Raw genomic sequence first — 26,108 nt, 5'->3', positions numbered from 1 at the left:
TATGACAGTAGAAGAGTTTAAAAATCTTATTGATTCGAAATTGGGTGAGGAAGTAGTTTTGTCGATAGACGAAATCTCAACACCCCAGGCTTTGGTTATCGAGTCAGATAAAGTACTGCCCGTAATGGATGTACTCAAAGACAATGAGTCTTCATTCTGTGACTTGCTTTCATGTCTGACGGCTGTCGACAACGGCCCAGAAGTGAATACTTTGGAAGTCATTTACAATTTGTATTCGATTCCTTTAGAGCATTCCATCATGATCAAGACGACAATTTCCCGCGAGAATCCAGAGCTAGAAACTGTTAGCTACTTGTGGAAAACGGCCGATTGGCACGAGCGAGAAGCTTATGATCTTTTCGGCATTAAATTCAATAATCACCCTGATCTGAGAAGAATTCTAATGCCAGCAGATTGGGAAGGACACCCTATGCTCAAAGATTATGAAGAGCCAGCGACATATCGTGGAATGAAAACGATCAGAGAGGAGGGAGACCCAGTATGAGCCAAGCCATAGAATATAAATACCGACCAGAAAACCTCAACGAGTCAGCACCCAACGTATATGACGAATCCAAACTCTCTCGCGAGGAAATGGTCATCAACATTGGGCCACAGCATCCTTCCACACATGGTGTGCTTCGGCTAGAAGTGGTCACGGATGGAGAAATTGTGGTGGATGTGGTTCCGCACTTGGGTTATCTGCATCGATGTTTTGAGAAGCATGCGGAGTCTGTAGCTATGAATGGCGTTATACCATTCGTGGATCGAATGGACTACGTAGGAGCGATGAATTCCGAACATGCCTATGCGATGGGTGTGGAACGCATGTTAGGTATTGAAGATAAAATTCCTAAGCGAGTGGAATACATCCGAGTCTTAGTGGCTGAGTTGAACAGAATAGCTTCACACTTTGTGGCTATTGGGACGTACGGACTGGACATTGGTGCCTTCACCCCTTTCCTTTGGGTCATGCGTGATCGCGAGCATATCCTTCGATTGCTCGAATGGGTCAGTGGAGCACGGATGTTGTACAACTACATTTGGATTGGTGGGTTGTATTATGATTTACCAGTGGGATTTGAAGAGAAATGTACTGAATTCATCAACTATCTAAAACCCAAATTGGTCGAGTTAGATGAGGTTTTGATGAATAATAAAATATTTATAGAGCGCACGGCTAACATTGGAGTCATTCCACGAAATCTTGCGATCAATTATGGAGTAACAGGCCCAATTCTAAGGGGATCCGGCTTGAGATTAGATTACCGCAAAGTAGATGGATATTCCGTCTATCCTGAGTTGGACTTTGAAGTGCCGATTGGCAAGGGTCAAATGGGACAAACTGGTGATTGTTGGGACAGAACTTGGGTGCGTGTTGAAGAGGTGAAGCAATCTGTAAAAATCATTGAACAATGTTTGTCACAATTGACTGGTGATTTGAAACGAACCCGTGACTTCGATCCGAGAGAATTAGTGCCTAAAAAAATTCGTCCTAAAGCTCAAGATTTGTACGTGCGAGCTGAAAATCCTAAAGGTGAACTAGGCTTCTTTTTTAGAACTGATGGCCGTTCAGATATTGCCATTCGATGCAAAGCGCGAGGATGCAGTTTTTCTAACCTATCCATTTTACCAGCTATTTCTAAAGGATATATGGTGGCTGATTTGATTGCCATTGTAGGTTCGCTCGATTTTGTGATGGGTGAAGTGGATAGATAATCAAACTTACTATTCAAAAATCGTTAAATTTAATCTACTAATGATTTTTGGATATGGATTTTAATTATTGTCTCAAAGTACTCGATGCGGAACAGATCCGACAAGCTGATCAATTTACGATCAAAAATGAACCTATTCATTCTATAGACTTGATGGAGCGGGCTTCAGAAGAGTTCGCTCGATGGTTTACAGCACTTTTTGATACGGAGATCCCGATCGTCATATTTTGTGGAACTGGCAATAATGGGGGAGATGGATTGGTGATTTGCAGATTACTCAATGATGCAGGATATACAGTTTCCTTGTTTTGTGTAGGTGACCCTGATTCAGGTTCGAGGGATTTCAAAATCAACTACGATATAATTCAAAACTACGATATTCCTCAGACAGTTATAGATCAATCAAATTTCCCCACACTTGGTAAAGACACGGTCATTATAGATGCTATTTTCGGATCTGGCCTAAGTCGTCCGATTACTGGACTTATTGCTGATTTGATTAATCATTTGAATGCCGAACCTTGCGAATATCGTGTGGCAGTAGACATTGCTTCTGGATTAGGGTGCGACAGTAAGTTTGATGGAGGTGCGATAATGAATGCTTCACATACAGTCTGCTTTCAGGTGCCCAAGTTATCATTGCTTTTGCCAGAAAATGAGAACCAGAGTGGTGAATTAATTATCAAAAGTATTGGATTGATAGAAGAGTACATCCAATCACTTTCTTCTAATTATTATTTTTCAACACTTTCATTTGTTCGCTCATTTGTAAAACACAGATCAAGATTTTCTCATAAGGGCCGAGCAGGAAAAAATCTATTGGTTGCTGGGAGTCACGGAAAAATGGGTGCCGCCATATTGGCTGGCAAAGCTTGCCTGCGATCAGGAGCTGGGCTACTGACTATGCATACACCGGGTTGTGGCCAAAACGTCCTTCAAAACAGTGTGCCAGAGGCTATGGTGATGGTAGATGATCAAGACCAATTGATTTCCAATATGCATTCTATTTCAGATTTTGATGTGATCGGAGTTGGACCCGGAATAGGTACAGATAAAATGACAGCTGGAGCATTCAAACAAATACTTGATCAGTTTGATCTACCAATGGTTATTGATGCGGATGCTTTAAATATACTTTCTGAAAATAAAAACTGGATTGAAAAAATCCCTGAAGGATCTGTTCTTACACCCCATCCAGGAGAGTTCAGAAGATTGGTTGGTAACTGGGAGAATGATTATGACCGCTTGAATAAACAGATAGAATTTTGTGCAAAACACAAAGTGATCATTCTCTTAAAAGGTGCCAATTCCAGCATCTGTAATCCAGACGGTACTGTAGTTTTTAATGCTACAGGAAATCCTGGCATGGCGACTGGCGGAAGTGGAGATGTATTGACTGGTATTCTAACTGCGCTCGTGGGGCAAGGTTATAATGGTTTTGAAGCTGCACTATTAGGTGCTTATCTTCATGGACTAGCAGGAGATTTATTTGTGAAGAAAAATGCGGAGGAATCGTTGATAGCTTCAGACCTTTTGGAATACCTACCTCGTGCGATGCGTAAAATAGTTTATCAACAAAAAGTAAAAAAATCTGAGAGGCGTCGTCGTATATAGTCATATTCATCGAGAAATTACTAGGCGCTTATCGAAAATTCAGATTCATCTGTCAGACTTAACAATAAATTAATTATATTCATAGAAACTATAAGTCCGCAATCAGCGTATTTTGTAGAGCAGTGAATTTGGGAACTAAACGATATGCAAATTTTAAAAGTCATAGGATCAGTGGTCTTGCTGCTTGCAGCCACATCTGCTTGGGCTCAAGATAGCACCAGCACCACGACTTTTACTGCAGAAGCACTCATATTCGAAAACGAATCCCTAAATCTTACCAATCAAATAGAAGTTTATCCTAACCCATCTATAGACTACATTATAGTAAATATTAAAAATTCAAACTTAAGAGAAACTTCTTTTGAATTACACAGCATCATTGGAAACACGGTAGAAGTAGATGCTGAAAATATAGGAAGCGATAAGTATCGTATTAATATCAAAAGCTTTAACCCAGGATATTATTTTGTGATTGTCAAAGATGATTTTTCTCAATTTAAAGAAGCTTACAAATTTTTAAAGAAAGAGTAAAGTAGCAAGGAGCGTAAAAAAAAGGCCTCGAGAAATCGAGGCCTTTTTTTTGTGTTTTGTCGCCTAGCTTATTGCGCCAGGTCGTAGTGTTTCCTGAAGAGCTCTTCGTATTTGCTAGCTAGTTCTAGGTTTTCAGTGCCTCTGAAAGTTCTAGCCAACTCACTTAGTGAGATTAAGTTCTTTTGCAATTCAAATCTGTCCAAAGTGCCCGTACTATATAAGTAAGTGAGCATTTCATCTGAACGCTGTGCAATCAGCTCTGCCATTTCGGTGGCTTTTTCTTCTTCTCCAACTAATATCAAGTAGCCTACTTGCTGAACACTGAAATGGTCGTATCTGATTACATTATCAGGCATAATCTCCAAGCATTTCAAAACAGCCTCTCTCGCCTTTTCAATATTTCCTTCAGCCAAAAGGTTTTCTATCAATGTATTGAAACTGGCTCTGTGATTCAAAACAAAGTTTCTATAATCTTCAGAATAATAGACCGTAGGATTATCCAATTCTCTCCAGTAGAAATTGTTCATCATGTTGTCGAACATGATGTTCGTGTCAACAAACATTTCACCTGAGTTTTCATTTTTGATTGGTAACAAGCGGAATGCATTTCCTTCCTGAACCATATAATCTTTCAAATTGAAATTCACACTTGATGCCGACGTATTGTTGAAATAAATAGGTCTCTCCCAATTGTTGTTAACAATCAAGTCAAGAATTGCCAAATCTTTCTTTTCAAGACCTCGACCTTTCATGCTCCAGGTCATACGATCAGATAGCCTTGAGGCAAACTGCTCAGGAATAATGCCCATGCCCATCACTTTAGCTGAATCAACTGGCAGATAAAAATTCTTAGCTGGTACAGAATTATAACTACTAATAGATGTAGGAACTGCTAAAGCCGGGTGTTCTTCTTTGATCAATTTGATAAACTGCGAAGCGTTCATCGTGCCGCCTTTGATATTCTGTCTTTCTACTAATGGTAGATAGTCATTCAGCCCACCTTGTTTGTAGTTGTCTAGTGTTAAACCAAACGGTAAAGGTTTCGACTCATAGGCATCACGCATCATTTGTGCGATATACCAATCCGTATTGAAATAACTCAATACAATGACTCTCACGTCAGTTCTGAATCCTTCTACCTCCTGCACATACCACAATGGGAAAGTGTCGTTGTCACCACCGGTGAAAATGATGGCGTTGGGTGCACACGAAGCCAGAAAGTTCTTAGCTGAATCTACAGAGAAATACCTGTTTGATCGGTCATGGTCATCCCAGCCTTCAGAGGCCATAATTATTGGTGCTGATAAGCAAATAACTAGTGCTATTGCAGCCGCTGGAATTCCCTTTTTGATTACAGCCATAATCCCATTGAATATGGCGATGAATCCTAATCCAATCCAAAAGGCATAAGCATAATAAGAGCCTGCATAGATATAATCTCTTTCTCTTGGTTCAGTAGGTGGTGAATTCAAATAAAGTACAACAGCGGCACCAGTTAAGAAGAAGAGCATACCCACAAATGCAAAATTTCTTGGGTCTTTATAATATTGAAAGGTCAAACCGATGATACCTAAAATAAGAGGAATCATAAAGAAGATATTTCTTCCTTTGTTCTCCTCAAGCATGGGGGGTACTTTTCCGAATGCGTCATTCAGTCCTACCCAATCAGCTCCTTGAATGTCAGAAGCACGACCCGCAAAATTCCACATGAAATAGCGGAAATACATCGTGCCCAATTGATGCTTGAACATGTATTCTAAATTGTCGCCGAAACTAGGTTTTTCCCCTTTTTTCAATCCTAAAATCTCTCTATAGCGCTGTACATGACCTGGCTGATTGCTATAAGCTCGTGGTAACACAGAGGTATGCGCTGGGTCGTAAATGTATTCCAGTTTATAATCTGATACTTCATATTTGTCCTCTCCTTTAGTGTAAACAGGAGCGCCTTTCTTTTGATCTACAATATCAGCCGTAAATAATTGTCCATGCAGTAAAGGTCTACTTCCGTATTGCTCTCTTTTCAAATAAGATACATAACTCAATACATCCTCAGGGTTGTTTTCGTCAATCGGAGGGTTATAATTCGATCGTATCAACACAATAGAATAAGACGAATACCCGATGAGAATAAAAGCAAAACTTACTAAAATCGTGTTGAGCGTAGCGTTGCTAGACTTGATGGAATAATAAATCCCATAGATCAAACCGCCTAAGAATAGAGTGATGAAAAATATAATTCCAGAACCAAATGGAAGTCCCAAATTGTTCACGAAGAATATTTCCATTTTTCCAGCAAAGCTTGGAAGCCCAGGAATCACACCTTCCATAATAATGAGAACAATGGCACCACTGGCAATCATAGTTGTGATAATGCCACGTGTGCTTAATTTCTCTCTTTTCTTAAAATAATAGATTAGCGCTAATGCTGGAACAGTAACTAAGTTCAATAAATGGACTCCAATGGATAATCCAACCATATAAGCAATCAAAATCATCCATCTGTTTTCATCAGAAGGATTTTTGATGTTTTCCCATTTGAGCATGGCCCAAACCACAAAGGCTGTAAAGAATGAAGACATTCCATATACTTCAGCTTCAACTGCTGAAAACCAGAATGAATCAGAAAATGTGTAGGCCAGTGCGCCAATGAGCCCACTTCCAATGATTACGAAGTTGGTGTGTGCTGTGTCAGGCTCAACTAATTTTTTTGCAATATGAGTGATAGACCAAAATAAGAATAGTATGGTGAATCCACTACTCAACACACTGAGCATATTAATCCAATAGGCCACTTGAGTCACGTCTCCCATTGCGAGAAATGAAAACAACCTTCCTAGCAATAAAAAGAAGGGAGCTCCAGGAGGGTGCGGCACTTCAAGTTTGTAGGATACCGCTATAAATTCACCACAATCCCAAAAACTAGCCGTGGGTTCTACTGTAAGGGCATATACTGTGGTGGCCAGAATGAATATGATCCAACCGGTTATATTGTTTAATTTATTGTAATCGCTCATAAAAATTGGAAATTTAACTGGCGAAAATAGTCATATTTGATCAAACCAAAAGGTTAATAAAGGTTAACTTGGGGCGCTGAAAATGGAACACTTAATTAGAAAAGTATGAAGTATACAAAAGGTCTTTCCCTGATTGCAGGACTTTTAATTCTTATTCAAGAAAATGGAATGGCGCAAACCAATTCAGAAGCAGCTATTGTTTCTGAAGAATTGATGGAAGCAGAACTACTCACTTATCGTGGTTCAATTTCTCGAACTTGGGATTTGCTCCACACAGATTTAGCTGTTTCATTTGACTGGGAAAAGCGTTATCTCCATGGGAAAGCCACTTTGGATTTAAAGCCATTGTTTTATGAGCAAGAACAGTTAGTGCTTGATGCCAAAGGAATGGACATAAAGTCACTTAATGTTGATGGAACGTCAATTGAATTTGAATATGATGGTTGGGAAATATTAATTCCTTTAGGTAAGGCCTTTTCTCGGAATGACACGATCCAAGTAAGCATAGAATATACGGCAAAGCCCTATGAGCGCGAAGTAAGTGGAAGTGAAGCAATCGAAGAAAATAGAGGCTTATACTTTATTAATGCCGACGGCTCTGATCCTGACAAACCGCAGCAAATCTGGACACAAGGTGAGACGGCAGCGAGCTCGGGTTGGTTTCCTACCATAGACATTCCAAACGAGCGCAGTACGCAGAAAATGAAAATTACTATTCAGGATAAATTCAAGACATTATCTAACGGATTGCTTACAGAACAAATCGAAGAACCAAACGGAAAACGAACGGATATCTGGGTGATGGATCAACCGCATCCGCCATACTTATTTATGATGGCTGTTGGTGATTTCACAGTTACTACAGATGAGTGCAATGGCGTGCCTTTAGCCTATTGGTTGGAAAAAGATTTTGGGAAATATGGAAAAGACATATTTGGAAACACTCCAGAAATGATGACGTTCTTTTCTGAGATACTAGGATATCCATATCCATGGAAAAAGTATGATCAGATTGTAGTTCGCGATTATGTATCTGGAGCAATGGAGAATACCACGGCTTCCTTGTTTTATGAGCAACTCAATGTAGACAGTCGATATCTGATAGATGATAATTGGGATGCGATTATTGCGCACGAACTGATGCATCAATGGTTTGGAGATCTGGTTACCTGTGAATCTTGGTCCAATTTGACCTTGAATGAAGGATTTGCGAGTTATTCTGAATACCTATGGAATCAATATAAATATGGTCAGGATCATGCTGATTATTCATTTCTTGTCGAGCAAGAAGCTTATTTTATTGAAGCTGCCGAAGAACCTAAAAATCTCATTCGATATTACTATGAACATCCGGACGATATGTTTGATTCACACTCTTACAACAAAGGAGCGGCTGTTCTACACATGTTGAGAAGTTATTTGGGAGACGATGCTTTCTTTCTTGGAGTTAAAAAATATTTAGAGGACAATGCTTTTCAGTCTGTAGAAGTAGCTCAACTAAGGATCGCATTTGAGGAGGTGACAGGAGAGGATTTGAACTGGTTTTTTGATCAATGGTTCTTTTTTGCTGGCCACCCTGAATTGGAAGTCAGGCATCTATATGAGAATGATACTTTGACTTTAACAGTAGCTCAGATTCAAACCGAAGATGATATGCCAATATTTCAGCTGCCAGTTTTCGTAGACATCTGGAAGGGTGATGAGCTGGCGAGTTTTCCCATAATCATCAATGAAGCCTATGAGACATACCAGTTTCCTATGGACGAAAAACCCGATGTGGTCATCTTCGATAGCGAGCGCCAATTGTTGGGAGTTATTGATCATCCTAAAACGGAGCAAGAGTATTATACACAGTTTGTAAAGGACGGGAGTCTATATAGCAGAATTGAGATTTTGGATAGTTTATATGCATTCAAAGACAAGAAGCTGATTGATCAAGTTTTAAGACAAGCCTTCAAAGACCCATATTATATGGTGCGTCAATATGCTTTGGAATCTTTGATGGATGAAGAAGTTAAGCTGAAGAAATACGAAACGGAAGTTGTTCAATTGTTGAAAGATTCAAGCTCACAAGTAAGAAGTTATGCATTGGCTTATTTAGGAGTAGATGGATTTGAAAAGTATCGCGCTGAATTTGATAAAGCACTGAATGATTCATCTTATTTGGTGGTGGCGTCAGGTATATCCCAGTTTACCGGAAATGAGATAGAATTACCCGCTAGTTTTTTAGCCAATCAGAAAGAAGTGACTAATTTAAATGTGGTGATCATGCTGGCCGAATATTATCTCTATCAAGAGCACAAAAACTCTTTCGATTGGTTTCAAAATCGAATGAAAGGACTGGATGGAAATACTTTATTCTATTTTATTCAAGCCTATGCAGAAAAACTATTGGAAGCGCCAGATGAATACAGAAAGGCAGCTGTTCCCCAATTTGAAGAAATAGCGCTTAAAAACTCGAATTACATGGCGCGGTTCTCTGCTTATCAGGCCTTAGTATTGATGTCGGACATATCCGGTATAGAAGCCAAACTCAAAAAGATCCGAGAGAACGAGGAAGATCAGCGATTGATAGAGCTTTACGAGGGGATTTGACAATAAAATGTAATGTCCTCAGAGTCACTCGAAGAGGACTCTGAGGTGAAATCTCTTACATCCCTAACAACTCATCAATCGAGCTGCTTGCTACAAAGTGATAATTTGGTCGTGCATTCTCATAAATGGCTTTAGCCATCTCAGTGCCTTCAGGTGTTTTTACAAACTCTTTATATAAAGGCATCAAAAATTTTCTTCTTCCGGTATTCACCAAAAACGATTCAAGTTTTTCGTAAGCGGGCTCGTATTGATTGGCAATGACATGTACGCCCCACAAATCAAAAATTTCACTGTTACCTGTGTTGGTGAATCCAAACGCATGATCCAGATTCGTCATTTGCTCAGTAGAGAGTGAATCTGGTAGACCGCGAACAAATCTTAACCACTCATGTGTAGTCCAGTTGTCACTATTATAAGAAGTTTGTAGTTCCTCTTTGCTTTGATTGGCAGTCCATGTAGCCAATGACTTATCTACGTTTTCAAATTTATCAGATACAGGCACTGGGCAGTTATCAGGCAATCCAGGCGTGTATATCCACGCCTCATAAAAGGCTGGCTCGATATCCAATTGATAAGCATCAAACAATTGAGTTTGAAGAATGTCAATGAATTGTTCGGTGGTCATGGTTTTGAAAGAATTACTAGTAAAATAATCTTTCAAGAATGCATCCCATTTTTCTCTACCTACAGTCTCTTCCATGAGCCTTAAGAAGAAATAGCCTTTGTCATAAGCAATAGCAGTTAATCCATCATCAGGGTTTCTGTTAGTCAGTTCCAATTTCAAACTAGTGTCTTTGAAATTGCCGTCTGCCTTCATTTCTTCTATTTCTGCTTTCAAATCCTGTAGGGACAGTAGCGCAAGCATTTCAGAATAATCTCTTCCATATACAGCTTCCATGATTCGGTATTCGAAATAAACTGTGAATCCTTCATTCAACCAGAAGTCGTTCCAGTTGGCATTAGTTACCAAATTGCCAGACCATGAATGAGCCAGCTCGTGAGCGACCAAAGACGTTAAGGATTTATCGCCAGCTAATATTGTAGGTGTTGCAAAAGTTAGTCTTGGGTTCTCCATACCGCCGAATGGGAAACTAGAAGGCAACACAATAAGATCGTATCGATCCCATCGGTATGGGCCATACAATTTTTCAGCAGCGCTGATCATTTTTTCTAAATCCTCAAATTCAGCAGCTGATTTAGCCAATACAGAAGGTTCAGCATATACTCCACTTCTTTGTCCCAACGAACTGAATTGAACATCGCCAACAGCCAGTGCCATTAGGTATGCCGGAATGGCCTGCTTCATCTCAAAATTGTAAATACCACTTTCATTTTTTTCTGTAGGATTTGAAGCACTCATCATTGCTAATAATTCAGTTGGCACTTTTACTTGAGCATCATAAGTAAAACGAATACCTGGAGAATCTTGGATAGGAATCCATGATCGAGCTAATATGGCCTGTGATTGAGTAAACAAGAATGGATAGGCTTTGTCAGTAGTTTGACTCGGCTCTAGCCATTGCAGCGCTTCGGCCTTTTCTGAAGTCTCATAAGCAATCACCACATTTTTAGTCTGTGGTGTGATGTCAATTGTCAGAGGAGCACCCAAATGCGGTTGTGATTCACCTAATACAAAATTCAAAACTTCATTATTGCCATTCATAATAGAGTTGATAGTTAGATCTTTTGTATCCAATATCAATTGCTTCGCTTCTGGCGAAGTATTAATTGTCAGCATGGCAGTCGCTTCAATTTTTTTCAACTCAAAATTTACATTTGCATTCCAGTTTAAGTGTGTAACCACTGCTTCATTTGGTCGAGCAAAAGAATGAGAGTCAGAAGCTTCCATAGTAGTATCTTTAGTATTATTCGATTCTTGTCCTTCTGAGCAGCTTGCCACTAGTAAGCTGCAGCTTATAGAGAGGAGAAAGAGATTTGTGATCTTTTTTATCATTGGTATCTATTGTTTTTTATTTGGTAAATCTAATGATCTGGTGAAGTAATAAAATTAATGTTTGATTTTCGACAAAAATGCTGTTTAAACGGGCTTAAAAGAATGCGAATCAAAAAAAATAAATATTGCTGAAAATAAGTTTGCAAAAATTTGAATAAGAATCAAAAGCATATAATTTTGCACTTCCTTAAGAAAAACGGGAGCGAATTATGCTTCAATTTGAATGAGGAATGTTCTCAATTTATTGAAACAAGGGGGGATACCAAAGCGGCCAACTGGGACGGACTGTAACTCCGTTGACTTATGTCTTCACAGGTTCGAATCCTGTTCCCCCCACATTGGCCTGATTTAACAACCAATTAAATCAGTGAAAACTTTAAGCGGGAGTAGCTCAGTTGGTAGAGCGACAGCCTTCCAAGCTGTAGGTCGCGGGTTCGAGCCTCGTCTCCCGCTCTTAATTTTTCAAGCCGATGTAGCTCAGGGGTAGAGTGCTTCCTTGGTAAGGAAGAGGTCACGGGTTCAAATCCCGTCATTGGCTCTTGATCTCTGAAAGCCTTTTTAATTAAAAGGGCTAATATTGGTTTGAGTAATTGTGCTATATATATAATGTGTAGCCTTTTTTTATATAATAAATATTTAACTAAAATAGGAATTTTCAGACATGGCTAAAGAAACCTTTGACCGTTCGAAACCTCACGTGAATATTGGTACAATTGGTCACGTGGATCACGGAAAGACAACTTTGACTGCTGCGATCTCTTCAGTTCTTGCGAACAAGGGTCTAGCAGAAATGAAAGACTTCTCTTCTATCGACAACGCTCCAGAAGAAAAGGAAAGAGGTATTACAATTAATACTTCACACATCGAATATCAAACTGCAAACAGACACTATGCTCACGTAGATTGTCCTGGTCACGCCGATTATGTGAAAAACATGATTACTGGTGCTGCTCAAATGGACGGTGCGATCATCGTGGTTGCTGCTACTGATGGACCGATGCCACAAACTAGAGAGCATATCTTGCTTTCTCGTCAGGTAGGTGTTCCTGCTTTGGTTGTATTTATGAACAAAGTAGATTTGGTGGATGACGCTGAATTGCTTGAGCTAGTTGAAATGGAAGTAAGAGAATTACTTTCTGAATACGACTTCCCAGGTGACGATATTCCAGTAATTGCTGGTTCTGCACTTGGTGGATTGAATGGTGAGCCAGAGTGGGTTGCTAAAATCGAAGAGTTGATGGAAGCCGTAGATAATTACATTCCGCTTCCAGAAAGAGCTGTAGATAAAGACTTCTTAATGCCTGTAGAGGATGTATTCTCTATTACTGGTAGAGGTACTGTTGCAACTGGTAGAATCGAAAGAGGTGTTACTAACACAGGTGACGCTGTAGACATTATCGGTATGGGTGCTGAAGACATGAAGTCTACAGTAACTGGAGTTGAGATGTTTAGAAAGATATTGGATAGAGGTGAAGCTGGCGATAACGTAGGTATCCTTCTTAGAGGTGTTGAGAAAGCCGACATCAAAAGGGGTATGATTATCTGTAAGCCTGGTTCTGTTACTCCTCACCAGCACTTCAAAGCTGAAGTTTATGTATTGTCAAAAGAAGAAGGTGGAAGACACACTCCTTTCTTTAACAAATACAGACCTCAGTTCTACGTAAGAACAACTGACGTTACTGGCGAAATCATGCTTCCTGAAGGAGTAGAAATGGTAATGCCTGGTGATAACGTAACTATCGAAGTTACTTTGATCAACAAAATCGCAATGGAAAAAGGATTGAGATTTGCAATCAGAGAAGGTGGTAGAACAGTTGGATCTGGACAGGTTACTGAGATTTTAGACTAAGGTCTACTACAGATATCATAAGATTATCAGATGCGTTTCATTTTTTAATGAAGCGCATTTGTTTATAATCAAAAATAATTCTAATTTTGCAGTCCTTTTGGGCTGAAGGATACACGGGTGTAGCTCAATTGGCAGAGTAGTGGTCTCCAAAACCATTGGTTGGGAGTTCGAGTCTCTCCACCCGTGCAAATGTTTAAAAGCAAAGATTTGAGTAATGACAAAATTGATCAACTTTTTTAAAGAGTCTTATGACGAAATGGTCCATAAAGTTACATGGTCTAAATACAGTGAGCTTCAGAGTAGTTCAGTTTTGGTATTGGTCGCTTCCCTGATCTTCGCAATATTCATTGGAATAATAGATTTCGGATTCGATAATCTATTAAAATGGTTTTATAATCTATAACAAGTCAAAAATAGTCCCGCTATTATGAGTGAACTTAAGTGGTACGTTGTTCGTGCAGTCAGTGGACAAGAAAAAAAGGTGAAATCCTACTTGGAAATGGAGATCTCTAGAATGGGTTTTGAAGAGTACATTCCTCAAGTCATGATACCTGCAGAAAAGGTGTATGAAATGAGAAATGGAAAAAAACGCGTTAGAGAAAGAAATTTCTTCCCGGGTTACATCCTTATTTCTGCAGATCTGAACTACGGCGAAGTACAACATACAATCACTAAAATACCGGGTGTAATTGGCTTTTTAGGTGCCGACGATGGCGGTCCTACCAAGACTCCAGTCGCTCTGAGACAAAATGAGGTAAACCGAATTTTGGGTAAAGTGGAAGAAGTAGATGAATTCGAAGAGAAATTGGATACTCCTTTTATTGTCGGAGAAACTGTAAAAGTAATGGATGGTCCGTTCAGTGGATTTACAGGTAATGTAGAAGAGGTTTTCGAAGAAAGAAAGAAGCTGAATGTAATGGTGAAAATCTTTGGACGAAACACACCTGTAGAACTTAATTATATACAAGTAGAAAAAACAGAGTAAAAATGGCTAAGGAAATTAGTGGTTACTTAAAATTACAGATAAAGGGTGGCGCAGCCAATCCTTCTCCTCCTGTAGGACCTGCTCTAGGTAGTAAAGGTCTTAACATTATGGACTTCTGTAAGCAATTTAATGCCAGAACCCAGGAAAAAGCGGGACAGGTATTACCTGTGCTTGTTACAATATATACCGATAAGTCGTTTGATTTTGTTATTAAAACTCCTCCTGCGCCAGTCTTGTTGCTTAATGCTGCAAAACTGAAAAAGGCTTCTTCGGAGCCTAATCGCGATAAGGTGGGTAGCGTAACTTGGGATCAAGTGAAAGATATTGCTGAAACTAAAATGCCTGATTTGAATGCATTTACAATAGAATCAGCAATGAAGCAGGTAGCTGGTACAGCTCGAAGCATGGGTATAAAAGTAAGTGGTAAAGCCCCTTGGGCCTAATTAATTTAAAATTAACATGGCGAAATTAACGAAAAGTCAAAAGCTAGCTGCTGAGAGGTATGACAACACGAAGGATTATTCCATCGAGGAGGCATCGCAGATAGTAAAGGACATCACTACAACTAAATTCGACGCCTCAGTAGACGTTGATATTAGGCTAGGAGTTGATCCAAGAAAGGCAGACCAGATGGTAAGAGGAGTTGCGACACTTCCGCATGGAACTGGTAAAGAAGTAAGAGTTCTTGTACTATGTACTCCTGATAAGGAGCAAGAAGCTAAAGATGCTGGTGCAGATCACGTTGGATTAGATGAATATATTAAGAAAATCGAAGGAGGTTGGACTGATATTGATGTAATCGTGACTATGCCGACAGTAATGGCTAAAGTAGGTAGAATAGGTAGAGTATTAGGTCCAAGAGGATTGATGCCAAACCCTAAGTCTGGTACGGTGACATTAGATGTAGCAAAAGCTGTACAAGAGGTGAAATCTGGTAAGATTGATTTCAAAGTTGACAAATTTGGTATTATTCATGCAAGTGTAGGAAAGGCTTCTTTCACTGCTGAACAAATCAAAGATAACGCGATGGAATTGATCAATGTGGTTAATAAATTGAAGCCTGCTAGTGCAAAAGGTACTTACATGAAAAACATTAGTCTTTCAAGTACAATGAGCTCTGGTATTTCAATTGACAAAGCCTCAGCTGGAATTTAAAAAGCTTTTATAATCAATGTCGCTTGCGGCAGGATTCTAAATAAAGAACAAAATGACTAAAGCAGAAAAAGCAGTCGTTATCAAAGAATTGTCTGAGAAATTCAAGGAAACTAGTAATTTCTATTTTACTGACGCTTCAGGTTTAACTGTAGCAGAGGTAAACGATTTCAGACAGAAATGTTTTGATAATGGTGTAGAATACAAAGTGGTGAAAAATACACTTATAAGAAAAGCTTTGGAAACTGTTGATGCTGACTTTTCTTCATTGAACGATGAAGTGTTAACAGGTTTTTCAGGGGTGATGTTCACAGGAGCAGAAAATGCAAATGTCCCTGCAAAGATCATCAAAGAATTTAAAAAAGCTGACAGTGCTGATAGACCAAAATTAAAGGGAGCTTCCATCGATTACGATCTCTTTATTGGTGAGGAACACTTAAATACGCTTGCTAAACTTAAGTCGAAAAGCGAACTTATTGGCGAGATTATTGGATTGTTGCAATCTCCTGCAAAGAATGTTGTATCTGCTCTACAGAGCGGAGGACAGACTTTATCAGGATTGGTACAGACGTTGTCAGAACGTTAAAATTGGTTTCAAATTATTAAATATTAAATACTAAAATAAAATGGCAGATTTAAAAGCATTCGCTGATCAGTTGGTAGGACTAACTGTAAAGGAAGTAAATGAATTAGCTGAAATCTTGAAAGAAGAGCATGGCATTGAGCCTGCTGCTGCAGCCGCTCCTGTAATGGTAGCTGGTGCTGGTGGTGGAGACGAAGCTGCTGCTGAAAAAGATTCTTTCGACGTGATCTTGAAATCTCCAGGAGGAGCTAAATTGGCGATCGTGAAGTTAGTTAAGGAATTAACTGGACTTGGATTGAAAGAAGCTAAAGAACTAGTTGATGGCGCACCTAAAGCTATAAAAGAAGGTGTTGCTAAGGACGAAGCTGAAGGACTTAAGAAGCAGCTTGAAGAAGCTGGAGCTGAAGTAGAGCTTAAGTAAAATTTGACTGTTTTTAGTTTTAAGAACGTCTAAAATATTAGACCCCGATTTATATCGGGGTCTTTTCCTGTTTCTGCTGGTTAAGCTTTTGCAGAAACAATTACTTACATTATTATCACATAAAATTGTACGGCCTTGGCTAGTAAAAATAAATCCGAAAGAATTAATTTTTCTTCGATAAAATCAGTGATTGATTATCCTGATTTCTTGAAGGTTCAATTACAATCTTTTGAAGATTTTTTTCAGTTGGAAACGCCCGCTGAAAAAAGAATTCAGGAAGGACTATTCAAAGTTTTCTCAGAAAACTTCCCTATTTCTGACTCAAGAGAGAATTTTGTACTTGAATTTATAGACTACTTGGTAGATCCACCAAAATACAACGTGGATGAATGTATCGATAGAGGGTTAACATATTCTGTTCCTTTGAAGGCAAAATTGAAATTGTCTTGTAATGATGAGGACAACGATGATTTTGAAACCATCGAGCAAGAAGTGTTTTTGGGTAACATCCCCTACATGACTGCCAAAGGATCGTTCGTAATCAATGGAGCAGAGAGAGTAATTGTTTCTCAGCTACATAGATCTCCTGGTGTATTCTTTGCACAAAGCAAGCACACCAACGGTACTAAATTATATTCAGCAAGAATCATTCCTTTTAAAGGTTCTTGGATTGAATTTGCGACTGACGTGAACAATGTCATGTACGCTTACATTGACCGAAAGAAAAAATTCCCAGTAACTACACTTTTGAGATCTATCGGATACGGTTCTGATAAGGACATCTTGGATTTGTTTGGACTATCTGAAGAGATTCCAGCAAATGCTAAAGAATTAAAGAAAGTTATTGATAGAAAACTAGCAGCCAGAGTTCTTAGAACCTGGACTGAAGATTTCGTGGATGAAGATACTGGAGAAGTAGTATCTATCGATAGAAACGAAGTCGTTCTAGAGAGAGATTCTGTTATCACAGAAGAAGACATCGAAACGATTGTAGAATCTGGTTCTAAATCAATTATTCTACATAAAAAGGATGTAAATATTACAGATTACTCTATTATTTACAATACGCTTCAAAAGGATAATTCAAATTCTGAAAAAGAGGCTGTAGAGCAAATTTACAGACAATTAAGAAACACTGAAGCTCCAGATGAGCAGACGGCAAGAGATATTATAAACAACTTGTTTTTCAGTGATAAGAGATACGACTTGGGAGAAGTTGGTAGATATAGAATCAACCGTAAGCTTCAGTTAGATCTAAGCAACGACTCGAGAGTATTGACGACAGAAGATATTATCTTAATCGTAAAATACTTGATCGGATTGATCAACTCAAAAGCAGTTGTCGATGATATAGATCACTTGAGTAATAGAAGAGTGAGAACAGTAGGAGAACAATTGTATGCTCAGTTTGGCGTAGGACTTTCTAGAATGGCTCGTACCATCAAAGAAAGAATGAATGTTCGTGATAATGAGGAGTTCAAGCCAATCGATTTGATTAATGCTAGAACCCTTTCTTCTGTGATCAATTCGTTCTTCGGAACGAACCAGTTGTCTCAGTTCATGGATCAAACGAATCCATTGGCGGAAGTCACTCACAAAAGAAGAATGTCAGCACTTGGACCAGGTGGTCTTTCTAGAGAAAGAGCCGGTTTTGAGGTTCGAGATGTTCACTACACGCACTATGGTCGTCTTTGTACGATTGAAACACCTGAAGGTCCAAACATTGGTTTGATATCTTCTCTTTGTGTCCATGCCAAAGTAAATAGCATGGGATTCATCGAGACACCTTATAGAGAGGTAGACAAAGGAGTGGTGAATATGACTAGTAATGTGAAGTACTTGACCGCTGAGGAAGAGGATACTTACAACATTGCGCAGGCTAACGCTCCATTGACCGACAATGGTAATTTTGTCAATGACACGATCAAAGCAAGATTTGAAGGTGATTTCCCAGTAGTGGGCCCTCAAGATTTGAAATATATGGATGTAGCGCCGAACCAGATTGTGTCTGTAGCGGCTTCTATGATTCCATTCCTAGAGCATGATGATGCAAACAGAGCCTTGATGGGATCTAACATGCAACGTCAAGCAGTTCCTCTTTTGAAACCACAAGCACCAATTGTAGGTACTGGTCTGGAAAAAAGAGTTGCATTAGACTCTCGTTCTTTGATCCTTGCAAGAGGAAAAGGAGAAGTTGTAGATGTGGATGCAAACAGAATTGTAGTGAAATATGAAGTTTCTGATGATGAAAGATTAGTTTCTTTTGATGAAGAGCACATCACTTATGATTTGATCAAATTCAGAAGAACAAACCAAGATACTTGTATCAACTTGAAGCCTATTGTTTACAAAGGCGATAAAGTAACAGCTGGACAAGCGCTTTGTGAAGGTTTCGCGACTGAGGATGGTGAATTGGCACTGGGAAGAAACTTGACCGTGGCATTTATGCCTTGGCAAGGATACAACTTTGAGGATGCGATTGTAATATCTGAAAAGGTTGTAAGAGATGACGTATTTACTTCAATTCACATCGATGAATTTGAATTAGAAGTTAGAGATACAAAAAGAGGTGAAGAAGAATTGACTTCTGAGATTCCAAACGTAAGTGAGGAAGCAGTGAAGAATCTCGATGAGAATGGTATCATCAGAACTGGCGCTGAAATCAAAGAAGGAGATATTCTAATTGGTAAGATTACTCCTAAAGGGGAAACTGATCCTACACCTGAAGAAAAACTACTAAGAGCCATCTTTGGAGACAAAGCGGGTGATGTGAAAGATGCTTCATTGAAAGCTTCACCATCACTTAGAGGTGTAGTTATAGATACAAAATTGTTTTCAAGACCTAAGAAAGACAAAGACCTTAGAGCGAAGACCAAAAGAGAAGTTGAAATTTTGAAAAATAATTACTCTCAAGAATTGAAAGAATTGAGAGCAGTTGTTATAGCTAAATTGGTTGAGCTTATTGGAGGTAAAACTTGTCAGGGTGTAAGACACAAATTTGGTGATGAAATCATGTCTAAAGGCGTGAAATTCAATGCTAAAAACATAGAAGAAAATCTTTTCCCAGAAAAGAATATCTATAGAGACGAGTCTAATTACAATGTTCAAGAAGAAGTGAACCTTATTGGTGATTTGTTGTTGGATAATTGGACTACTGATGAAAAAGTGAATAAAATGGTTTTTGAATTAGTCAAAAACTTTGGTAAGAAGAGACACGATATTGGTGGAATCTTCAAGCGTGAAAAATTCACTTTGGAAGTTGGAGATGAATTGCCAGCAGGCATTGTACAATTGGCTAAAGTTTACGTGGCTAAGAAACGTAAATTGAAAGTAGGTGATAAGATGGCGGGTCGTCACGGTAACAAAGGGGTTGTAGCCAAAATTGTAAGAGAGGAAGATATGCCTTTCTTAGAAGATGGAACGCCTGTTGATATCTGTCTGAACCCTCTAGGTGTACCATCAAGGATGAACATTGGTCAGATTTATGAAACAGTGCTTGGTTGGGCCGGATTGAAATTGGGTAGAAAATACGCTACTCCAATTTTTGATGGCGCGAGCATGGCTCAAGTAGCATCTGAATTGAAGGAAGCAGGTTTGCCAGAGTATGGTAGAACTTACCTTTACGATGGTTTGTCTGGAAACAGATTTGATCAGCCAGTTACAGTTGGTGTGATTTACATGCTGAAACTAGGTCACTTGGTAGATGATAAGATGCACGCAAGGTCTATCGGGCCATACTCTTTGATTACTCAGCAACCGTTGGGTGGTAAGGCACAGTTTGGTGGACAGCGTTTTGGTGAGATGGAAGTTTGGGCATTGGAGGCATTTGGTGCAGCCAACGTACTTCAGGAAATCTTGACCATCAAATCTGATGATGTCATCGGTAGAGCAAAAGCATATGAAGCCATAGTAAAAGGCGAGAATATGAACAAACCAAATATTCCAGAGTCGTTCAACGTACTCGTTCACGAATTGAGAGGTTTGGCTCTTGAAATTACTTTAGACTAATTAATTGATCATAAGACCTTCGGGTCATTAACATATAAGATTGTAATTATGGCATTCAGAAAAAGCAAAAAGCTAAGCAGCAACTTCTCGAGAGTTACAGTAAGTTTAGCTTCTCCCGAATCTATTCTGGAAAGCTCACATGGTGAGGTTACACAGCCTGAAACTATCAATTACAGAACATACAAACCAGAAATGGGTGGATTGTTCTGTGAGCGAATTTTCGGGCCAGTAAAAGATTGGGAATGTCATTGCGGGAAATATAAGAGAATCAGATACAAAGGTATTATCTGTGACAGATGTGGTGTTGAAGTTACCGAGAAGAAGGTAAGACGTGAGCGCATGGGACACATCGAGTTGGTAGTACCTGTAGCACATATCTGGTATTTCAAATCTCTACCTAACAAGATCGGTTACCTCCTAGGAATTCCTACTAAGAAGTTGGATCAAATTATCTACTACGAGCGTTACTTGGTGATTCAGCCAGGAGCGAAAGAAGAAGATGGTATTGCTCGTCACGACTTCTTGACAGAGGATGAGTACTTGGATATCTTGGATAAGTTGCCTAGAGAAAACCAATTGTTGGATGACGACGATCCAAACAAATTCATTGCTAAGATGGGTGCAGAGGCGTTAGAAATGTCTTTGTCAAGAATCAAGCTAGATGAATTATCATACGAATTAAGACACCAGGCTGCCACTGATACTTCTCAGCAGAGAAAAGCAGAGGCTTTAAAAAGGTTGAAAGTAGTTGAAGCATTTAGAGATGCAAAAACTCGTATCGAAAACAAGCCTGAGTGGATGATCATTAAAATGGTGCCAGTTATTCCTCCAGAATTGAGACCATTGGTGCCATTAGATGGTGGTAGATTCGCTACCTCTGATTTGAATGATCTATATAGAAGAGTGATTATCAGAAACAATCGTTTGAAGCGATTGATCGATATCAAAGCGCCAGAAGTGATTCTTAGAAATGAGAAACGTATGCTTCAGGAAGCGGTTGATTCACTTTTCGATAATTCAAGAAAGGTAAATGCCGTAAGATCTGATGGAAATAGAGCATTGAAATCTTTGAGTGATATGCTTAAAGGTAAGCAAGGTAGATTCCGTCAAAACTTATTAGGTAAAAGGGTGGATTACTCTGGTCGTTCTGTAATTGTAGTAGGACCGGAATTGAAAATGCACGAATGTGGTCTTCCTAAAGGAATGGCTGCCGAGCTTTTCAAGCCATTCGTTATCAGAAAATTAATTGAAAGAGGAATTGTTAAGACAGTAAAGTCGGCGAAGAAAATCGTTGATCGTAAGGACCCTGTGATTTGGGACATTCTTGAGAATGTATTGAAAGGACACCCTGTACTGCTTAACAGAGCACCTACGCTTCACAGATTGGGTATTCAGGCTTTCCAGCCTAAAATGATTGAAGGTAAAGCCATTCAATTACACCCATTAGCCTGTACAGCATTCAACGCCGATTTTGATGGTGACCAGATGGCGGTTCACGTGCCTTTAGGACACGAAGCGATCTTGGAAGCATCAGTTTTGATGTTGGCTTCTCACAACATCCTAAACCCTGCCAACGGGGCGCCGATTACGGTACCATCTCAGGACATGGTTTTGGGTCTTTATTATGTAACTAAAGGTAAGAGAACTACAGATAAAGAAGTTGTTGCTGGAGAAGGAATGACTTTCTACAGTGCTGAAGAAGTGGAAATTGCGATCAACGAAGGAAGATTGTCTAAGCATGCATTCATCAAAGTAAGAACTAAGGTTCGTACTGCAAGTGGTGAATTAGAGACTAAGATTATCGAGACTGTTGCTGGTAGAGTAATATTCAATCAGTTGGTTCCAGAAGAAGTTGGTTTCGTGGATGAGTTGTTGTCCAAGAAAAAATTGCAACAAATCATTTCTAATGTATTTAAAATCTCAGGAATGGCTAGAACAGCTCAATTCCTTGACGATATCAAGCACCTAGGATTCCAGTCTGCTTACAAAGGCGGATTGTCAATGGGGCTTGGGGATATTAATATTCCAGATGAGAAAGAGAAGTTAGTTGCTCAGGCTAAAGAGGAAGTGGATGCAGTATGGCAAAACTACCAAATGGGTCTGATTACTGACAACGAGAGATACAATCAGGTAATTGATATCTGGACTAGAATCAACTCTATGTTGACTGGTACTTTGATGAAGCAGCTAGAAGAAGAAGATCAAGGCTTTAACTCGATCTACATGATGATGCACTCTGGTGCAAGGGGTTCGAGAGAGCAGATCCGTCAGTTAGGCGGAATGAGAGGTTTGATGGCTAAGCCACAAAAGAACTTACAAGGTTCTGTAGGTGAAATTATTGAAAACCCAATTCTATCCAACTTTAAAGAAGGACTAGATGTAATTGAGTACTTTATTTCTACTCACGGTGCTCGTAAAGGATTGGCCGATACTGCATTGAAAACTGCTGATGCGGGTTACTTGACTAGACGTCTGGTTGATGTATCTCAGGATGTAGTTGTAAACGAAGAAGATTGCGGCACTTTGAGAGGATTGGATGTTTCAGCATTGAAAGACAACGAAGATATCGTTGAGCCTTTATCTGAAAGAATCTTGGGTAGAGTATCTGTTCATGATGTTTACGATCCAATTTCTGAAGAATTATTAATTCCAGCAGGAATTGAAATTACTGAAGAACTAGCTGAGAAAGTAGATGATACTGCAATTGAATCGGTTGAAATAAGATCGGTATTGACTTGCGAGTCTAAAAAAGGCGTTTGCGCATTGTGTTACGGACGTAACCTAGCTACAGGTGCCATGGCGCAAAGCGGTGAGGCTGTAGGCGTAATTGCTGCACAGTCTATCGGTGAGCCGGGTACGCAGCTGACTTTGAGAACTTTCCACGTTGGGGGTACGGCTTCTAATATTGCAGTAGATGCTACCATTCCAGCCAAATTCGATGGAGTTGTCGAAATGGAAGGTTTGAGAGCAATCAAAACTACAAACGCTGATGGCGATACTGTGGAAGTAGTTATGGGTAGAACTGGTGAAATCAGGATAGTTGATCCTGAATCTGGTAAAACTTTAATTACTAATCATGTGCCTTACGGTGCTTTCTTGGATGTTAAAAACAAAAAGAAAGTAAAGAAAGGAGACAAGCTTTGTCACTGGGATCCATACAATGCAGCCATTTTATCTGCATCTGATGGAGTTGTTCAATTTGATTCTGTTGTTGAAGGAGTTACTTACAAAGAGGAGTCTGATGAACAAACTGGTCACAGAGAAAAAGTAATCATCGATACAAAAGATAAAACTAAGAATCCAGCAATTCTTGTTGAATCTAAAGACGAAGAATTCACCTATAGTATTCCTGTAGGTGCTCACTTAGCTGTAGACGAAGGAGATAAAATCAAGGCTGGCCAGATCTTGGTGAAAATTCCAAGAACAATGGGTAAGTCTAGAGATATTACAGGGGGTCTTCCAAGAGTAACTGAATTGTTCGAGGCAAGAAACCCATCAAACCCTGCAGTAGTTTCAGAGATCGACGGTGTGGTAACATACGGTGGTATCAAAAGAGGTAACAGAGAGATTTTCATTGAATCAAAAGATGGTGTCAAAAAGAGATACCTAGTATCTCTTTCTAAACACATTCTTGTTCAGGACAATGACTTTGTAAAAGCTGGATATGCACTTTCTGATGGAGCCATTACTCCTGCAGACATTTTGGCTATCAAAGGCCCAACTGCTGTTCAAGAGTATTTGGTAAATGAAATACAGGAAGTTTATCGTCTTCAAGGTGTGAAAATCAATGATAAGCACATCGAGACGATCGTGAGACAGATGATGCAGAAGGTTAATATTCTTGATGCTGGTGATACTACTTTCTTACCAGGTCAAATTGTTGATAAACTGATCTTCATGGAAGAGAATGATTCAATTCTTGATAAGAAAGTGGTGACAGAACCTGGTGATTCTCCAAACTTGAAGCAAGGACAAATTATTGAATCAAGACAATTGAGAGATGAGAATTCTAGCTTGAGACGTAAGGACTTGAAGTTAGTACAGGTGAGAAATGCTGAACCAGCAGTTTCTAAACCTACACTTCAGGGTATTACACAAGCTTCTTTGGGTACGCAGAGTTTCATCTCTGCAGCTTCTTTCCAGGAGACTACCAAAGTATTGAGTGAAGCATCTATCAGAGGTAAACGAGATACATTGAACGGATTGAAAGAGAATGTAATTGTTGGACACTTGATCCCAGCAGGTACAGGACAAAGACAATTCCAGGATTTGATTGTAGGTTCTCAAGAAGAATATGATTCATTAGTTTCTTCTAAAGAAGAATTCGAAAAATCAAAAGAATATCAGACAGATGAGCAATAAGAAAGAAGAGAATCAAGATAAACCACAACAAGGCAATCAAATTAACATTGAATTGTCTGAGGAAATCGCAGAAGGAGTTTATGCCAATTTGGCTATGATCGCTCATTCGAATTCAGAGTTTGTCATTGATTTTATTCGATTGATGCCAGGAGTGCCAAAAGCAAAAGTAAAATCCAGAGTCGTGGTGACTCCAGAGCATGCTAAAAGGTTGTTTGCAGCGCTTCAGGATAACATCAATAAGTACGAACAAACGTTTGGACCAATAAAACACGTAGATGATTCTCCCAAATTCCCTATGAATTTTGGAGGGGCAGTAGGCGAGGCTTAACGGACCAGATTAATTTATAAGATAATTAGGGGTTAGGATATTTTGTTCAGAAATACTTAATCCCTATTTTTGCGTTCCGAAAATTTTCGGAGGAATTGAAATATATAAATAATAAGTAAATGCCTACTATACAACAATTAGTAAGAAAAGGCAGAAAGACATTGGTGTCAAAGTCAAAGTCTCCTGCATTGGATTCTTGCCCGCAAAGACGAGGTGTATGTACCAGGGTATATACGACCACGCCTAAGAAACCTAACTCTGCGATGAGAAAAGTTGCTAGGGTAAGGTTAACCAATGGCAAGGAAGTGAATGCTTACATTCCAGGTGAAGGTCACAACCTTCAAGAACACTCGATTGTATTGATCAGAGGTGGAAGGGTAAAAGATTTACCGGGTGTAAGATACCACATCATTAGAGGAGCTTTAGACACTGCCGGTGTTAGTGGCCGACTTCAGAGAAGATCTAAGTACGGAGCCAAGAAGCCAAAAGACAAAAAATAATAATTTAAAAGAAAGATGAGAAAATCGAAACCAAAGAAGAGATATATTCTTCCGGATCCGAAGTTCCAAGATACGCTAGTATCTAAATTCGTGAACTACCTTATGGTGGACGGAAAGAAGAGTATTGCTTATTCGATCTTTTACGATGCGGTAGCATTGGTAGAAGAAAGAACCAGTGAGAATGGTCTTGAAACTTGGAAAAAAGCGCTTAACAACATCATGCCCTCAGTAGAGGTGAAAAGTAGACGTGTAGGTGGTGCAACTTTTCAGGTTCCTATTGAAGTAAGACCGAACAGGAAAACTTCCCTAGGAATCAAGTGGATGATTTCATACTCTCGCTCTAGAGGAGAGAAAACCATGAAAGAAAGATTGGCTGGTGAAATTATTGCTGCTGCTAAGGGTGAAGGAGCTGCTGTGAAGAAGAAAGATGACGTTCACAGAATGGCTGAAGCGAACAAGGCATTTTCACATTTTAGATTTTAATAACAGGAAAC

General features: G+C 39.3%; 19 protein-coding genes and 4 tRNA genes. 21 read left to right on the top strand and 2 right to left on the bottom strand.

Features of this window, described 5'->3' with window-relative positions; translation table 11 throughout:
* The first annotated feature begins 1 nt into the window (after nt 1).
* The 4 genes from ABJH98_RS02775 to ABJH98_RS02760 all read left to right on the top strand — a co-directional run bounded on the left by ABJH98_RS02775 (nt 2) and on the right by ABJH98_RS02760 (nt 3,863).
* Entirely contained in the window at nt 2-505 is a 504-nt protein-coding gene (locus tag ABJH98_RS02775) for an NADH-quinone oxidoreductase subunit C (protein ID WP_348306096.1), read from the top strand.
* Nucleotides 502-1,719, top strand: a complete 1,218-nt coding sequence (locus tag ABJH98_RS02770) for an NADH-quinone oxidoreductase subunit D (RefSeq protein ID WP_348306095.1) — start codon at nt 502-504, stop codon at nt 1,717-1,719. Before ABJH98_RS02775 ends, ABJH98_RS02770 begins: the two co-directional genes overlap by 4 nt.
* Nucleotides 1,720-1,772: 53 nt before the next feature.
* Nucleotides 1,773-3,332: an NAD(P)H-hydrate dehydratase gene (locus ABJH98_RS02765; protein ID WP_348306094.1), complete on the top strand. Its 1,560-nt coding sequence runs from the start codon at nt 1,773-1,775 to the stop codon at nt 3,330-3,332.
* 144 nt (nt 3,333-3,476) lie between these two features.
* Nucleotides 3,477-3,863 (top strand): T9SS type A sorting domain-containing protein, encoded by a 387-nt coding sequence (locus ABJH98_RS02760; protein ID WP_348306093.1) that lies wholly within the window; start codon nt 3,477-3,479, stop codon nt 3,861-3,863.
* A 68-nt stretch (nt 3,864-3,931) separates the two neighbouring features.
* On the opposite strand, the gene ABJH98_RS02755 is transcribed toward ABJH98_RS02760, so the two are convergent.
* A complete protein-coding gene (locus tag ABJH98_RS02755) occupies nt 3,932-6,877 on the bottom strand; it encodes a DUF2723 domain-containing protein (RefSeq protein WP_348306091.1) in 2,946 nt (981 codons plus the stop codon).
* 105 nt (nt 6,878-6,982) lie between these two features.
* Here ABJH98_RS02755 and ABJH98_RS02750 point away from each other — a divergent pair, with 105 nt between their 5' ends.
* A complete protein-coding gene (locus ABJH98_RS02750; RefSeq protein ID WP_348306090.1) occupies nt 6,983-9,472 on the top strand; it encodes a M1 family aminopeptidase in 2,490 nt (829 codons plus the stop codon).
* A 55-nt stretch (nt 9,473-9,527) separates the two neighbouring features.
* Here the strand turns inward: ABJH98_RS02750 and ABJH98_RS02745 are convergent, their stop codons facing one another.
* The gene (locus tag ABJH98_RS02745) at nt 9,528-11,426 is read right to left on the bottom strand and encodes a M1 family metallopeptidase (RefSeq protein ID WP_348306088.1); all 1,899 of its coding nucleotides are present in this window, start codon (nt 11,424-11,426) and stop codon (nt 9,528-9,530) included.
* A 253-nt stretch (nt 11,427-11,679) separates the two neighbouring features.
* Between ABJH98_RS02745 and ABJH98_RS02740 the strand changes: the two genes are divergently transcribed.
* The 16 genes from ABJH98_RS02740 to rpsG all read left to right on the top strand — a co-directional run bounded on the left by ABJH98_RS02740 (nt 11,680) and on the right by rpsG (nt 26,097).
* Nucleotides 11,680-11,762, top strand: a tRNA-Tyr gene (locus tag ABJH98_RS02740).
* 44 nt (nt 11,763-11,806) lie between these two features.
* Nucleotides 11,807-11,879, top strand: a tRNA-Gly gene (locus ABJH98_RS02735).
* Nucleotides 11,880-11,892: 13 nt separating this feature from the next.
* A tRNA-Thr gene (locus ABJH98_RS02730) sits at nt 11,893-11,964 on the top strand.
* Nucleotides 11,965-12,087: 123 nt separating this feature from the next.
* The gene (tuf, locus tag ABJH98_RS02725; RefSeq protein WP_348306087.1) at nt 12,088-13,275 is read left to right on the top strand and encodes an elongation factor Tu; all 1,188 of its coding nucleotides are present in this window, start codon (nt 12,088-12,090) and stop codon (nt 13,273-13,275) included.
* 113 nt (nt 13,276-13,388) lie between these two features.
* Nucleotides 13,389-13,461 (top strand) — tRNA-Trp (locus ABJH98_RS02720).
* A gap of 28 nt (nt 13,462-13,489) precedes the next feature.
* Nucleotides 13,490-13,678: a preprotein translocase subunit SecE gene (gene secE / locus ABJH98_RS02715; RefSeq protein ID WP_348306086.1), complete on the top strand. Its 189-nt coding sequence runs from the start codon at nt 13,490-13,492 to the stop codon at nt 13,676-13,678.
* A 24-nt stretch (nt 13,679-13,702) separates the two neighbouring features.
* Nucleotides 13,703-14,260, top strand: coding sequence for a transcription termination/antitermination protein NusG (gene nusG / locus ABJH98_RS02710; RefSeq protein WP_348306085.1), 558 nt, complete (start codon nt 13,703-13,705; stop codon nt 14,258-14,260).
* A 2-nt stretch (nt 14,261-14,262) separates the two neighbouring features.
* Entirely contained in the window at nt 14,263-14,703 is a 441-nt protein-coding gene (rplK, locus tag ABJH98_RS02705) for a 50S ribosomal protein L11 (protein WP_348306084.1), read from the top strand.
* A 16-nt stretch (nt 14,704-14,719) separates the two neighbouring features.
* Nucleotides 14,720-15,415, top strand: coding sequence for a 50S ribosomal protein L1 (rplA, locus tag ABJH98_RS02700; protein WP_348306083.1), 696 nt, complete (start codon nt 14,720-14,722; stop codon nt 15,413-15,415).
* A 52-nt stretch (nt 15,416-15,467) separates the two neighbouring features.
* Nucleotides 15,468-15,998: a 50S ribosomal protein L10 gene (rplJ, locus tag ABJH98_RS02695; protein ID WP_348306081.1), complete on the top strand. Its 531-nt coding sequence runs from the start codon at nt 15,468-15,470 to the stop codon at nt 15,996-15,998.
* Nucleotides 15,999-16,038: 40 nt separating this feature from the next.
* Nucleotides 16,039-16,416, top strand: a complete 378-nt coding sequence (gene rplL, locus ABJH98_RS02690) for a 50S ribosomal protein L7/L12 (RefSeq protein ID WP_348306080.1) — start codon at nt 16,039-16,041, stop codon at nt 16,414-16,416.
* A gap of 135 nt (nt 16,417-16,551) precedes the next feature.
* Nucleotides 16,552-20,424 (top strand): DNA-directed RNA polymerase subunit beta, encoded by a 3,873-nt coding sequence (gene rpoB / locus ABJH98_RS02685; RefSeq protein WP_348306079.1) that lies wholly within the window; start codon nt 16,552-16,554, stop codon nt 20,422-20,424.
* Between the two features lie 48 nt (nt 20,425-20,472).
* Nucleotides 20,473-24,786 (top strand): DNA-directed RNA polymerase subunit beta', encoded by a 4,314-nt coding sequence (gene rpoC, locus ABJH98_RS02680; protein ID WP_348306077.1) that lies wholly within the window; start codon nt 20,473-20,475, stop codon nt 24,784-24,786.
* Nucleotides 24,776-25,114, top strand: a complete 339-nt coding sequence (locus tag ABJH98_RS02675; protein ID WP_348306076.1) for a DUF3467 domain-containing protein — start codon at nt 24,776-24,778, stop codon at nt 25,112-25,114. Before rpoC ends, ABJH98_RS02675 begins: the two co-directional genes overlap by 11 nt.
* Nucleotides 25,115-25,233: 119 nt before the next feature.
* Nucleotides 25,234-25,614, top strand: a complete 381-nt coding sequence (gene rpsL / locus ABJH98_RS02670) for a 30S ribosomal protein S12 (protein ID WP_084373612.1) — start codon at nt 25,234-25,236, stop codon at nt 25,612-25,614.
* 15 nt (nt 25,615-25,629) lie between these two features.
* Nucleotides 25,630-26,097 (top strand): 30S ribosomal protein S7, encoded by a 468-nt coding sequence (gene rpsG / locus ABJH98_RS02665; protein ID WP_084373613.1) that lies wholly within the window; start codon nt 25,630-25,632, stop codon nt 26,095-26,097.
* The last annotated feature ends 11 nt before the right edge of the window (nt 26,098-26,108 follow it).

The sequence above is a fragment of the Reichenbachiella sp. genome (assembly GCF_039969095.1).
Classification (GTDB): domain Bacteria; phylum Bacteroidota; class Bacteroidia; order Cytophagales; family Cyclobacteriaceae; genus Reichenbachiella.
Note: the sequence above shows the minus strand (reverse complement) of the source record. Positions and strands in the feature narration are given on the sequence as shown.

Excerpts from the sequence above, each read along its gene's own strand:
- ABJH98_RS02770 (WP_348306095.1), top strand. The coding sequence starts at position 502 with ATGAGCCAAGCCATAGAATATAAATACCGACCAGAAAACCTCAACGAG.
- ABJH98_RS02675 (WP_348306076.1), top strand. The coding sequence starts at position 24,776 with ATGAGCAATAAGAAAGAAGAGAATCAAGATAAACCACAACAAGGCAAT.
- rpsL (WP_084373612.1), top strand. The coding sequence starts at position 25,234 with ATGCCTACTATACAACAATTAGTAAGAAAAGGCAGAAAGACATTGGTG.
- rplJ (WP_348306081.1), top strand. The coding sequence starts at position 15,468 with ATGACTAAAGCAGAAAAAGCAGTCGTTATCAAAGAATTGTCTGAGAAA.
- ABJH98_RS02765 (WP_348306094.1), top strand. The coding sequence starts at position 1,773 with ATGGATTTTAATTATTGTCTCAAAGTACTCGATGCGGAACAGATCCGA.
- rpoC (WP_348306077.1), top strand. The coding sequence starts at position 20,473 with ATGGCATTCAGAAAAAGCAAAAAGCTAAGCAGCAACTTCTCGAGAGTT.
- ABJH98_RS02750 (WP_348306090.1), top strand. The coding sequence starts at position 6,983 with ATGAAGTATACAAAAGGTCTTTCCCTGATTGCAGGACTTTTAATTCTT.
- ABJH98_RS02775 (WP_348306096.1), top strand. The coding sequence starts at position 2 with ATGACAGTAGAAGAGTTTAAAAATCTTATTGATTCGAAATTGGGTGAG.
- secE (WP_348306086.1), top strand. The coding sequence starts at position 13,490 with ATGACAAAATTGATCAACTTTTTTAAAGAGTCTTATGACGAAATGGTC.
- rplK (WP_348306084.1), top strand. The coding sequence starts at position 14,263 with ATGGCTAAGGAAATTAGTGGTTACTTAAAATTACAGATAAAGGGTGGC.
- nusG (WP_348306085.1), top strand. The coding sequence starts at position 13,703 with ATGAGTGAACTTAAGTGGTACGTTGTTCGTGCAGTCAGTGGACAAGAA.
- ABJH98_RS02760 (WP_348306093.1), top strand. The coding sequence starts at position 3,477 with ATGCAAATTTTAAAAGTCATAGGATCAGTGGTCTTGCTGCTTGCAGCC.
- tuf (WP_348306087.1), top strand. The coding sequence starts at position 12,088 with ATGGCTAAAGAAACCTTTGACCGTTCGAAACCTCACGTGAATATTGGT.
- ABJH98_RS02755 (WP_348306091.1), bottom strand. The coding sequence starts at position 6,877 with ATGAGCGATTACAATAAATTAAACAATATAACCGGTTGGATCATATTC.
- rplA (WP_348306083.1), top strand. The coding sequence starts at position 14,720 with ATGGCGAAATTAACGAAAAGTCAAAAGCTAGCTGCTGAGAGGTATGAC.
- rpsG (WP_084373613.1), top strand. The coding sequence starts at position 25,630 with ATGAGAAAATCGAAACCAAAGAAGAGATATATTCTTCCGGATCCGAAG.
- ABJH98_RS02745 (WP_348306088.1), bottom strand. The coding sequence starts at position 11,426 with ATGATAAAAAAGATCACAAATCTCTTTCTCCTCTCTATAAGCTGCAGC.
- rplL (WP_348306080.1), top strand. The coding sequence starts at position 16,039 with ATGGCAGATTTAAAAGCATTCGCTGATCAGTTGGTAGGACTAACTGTA.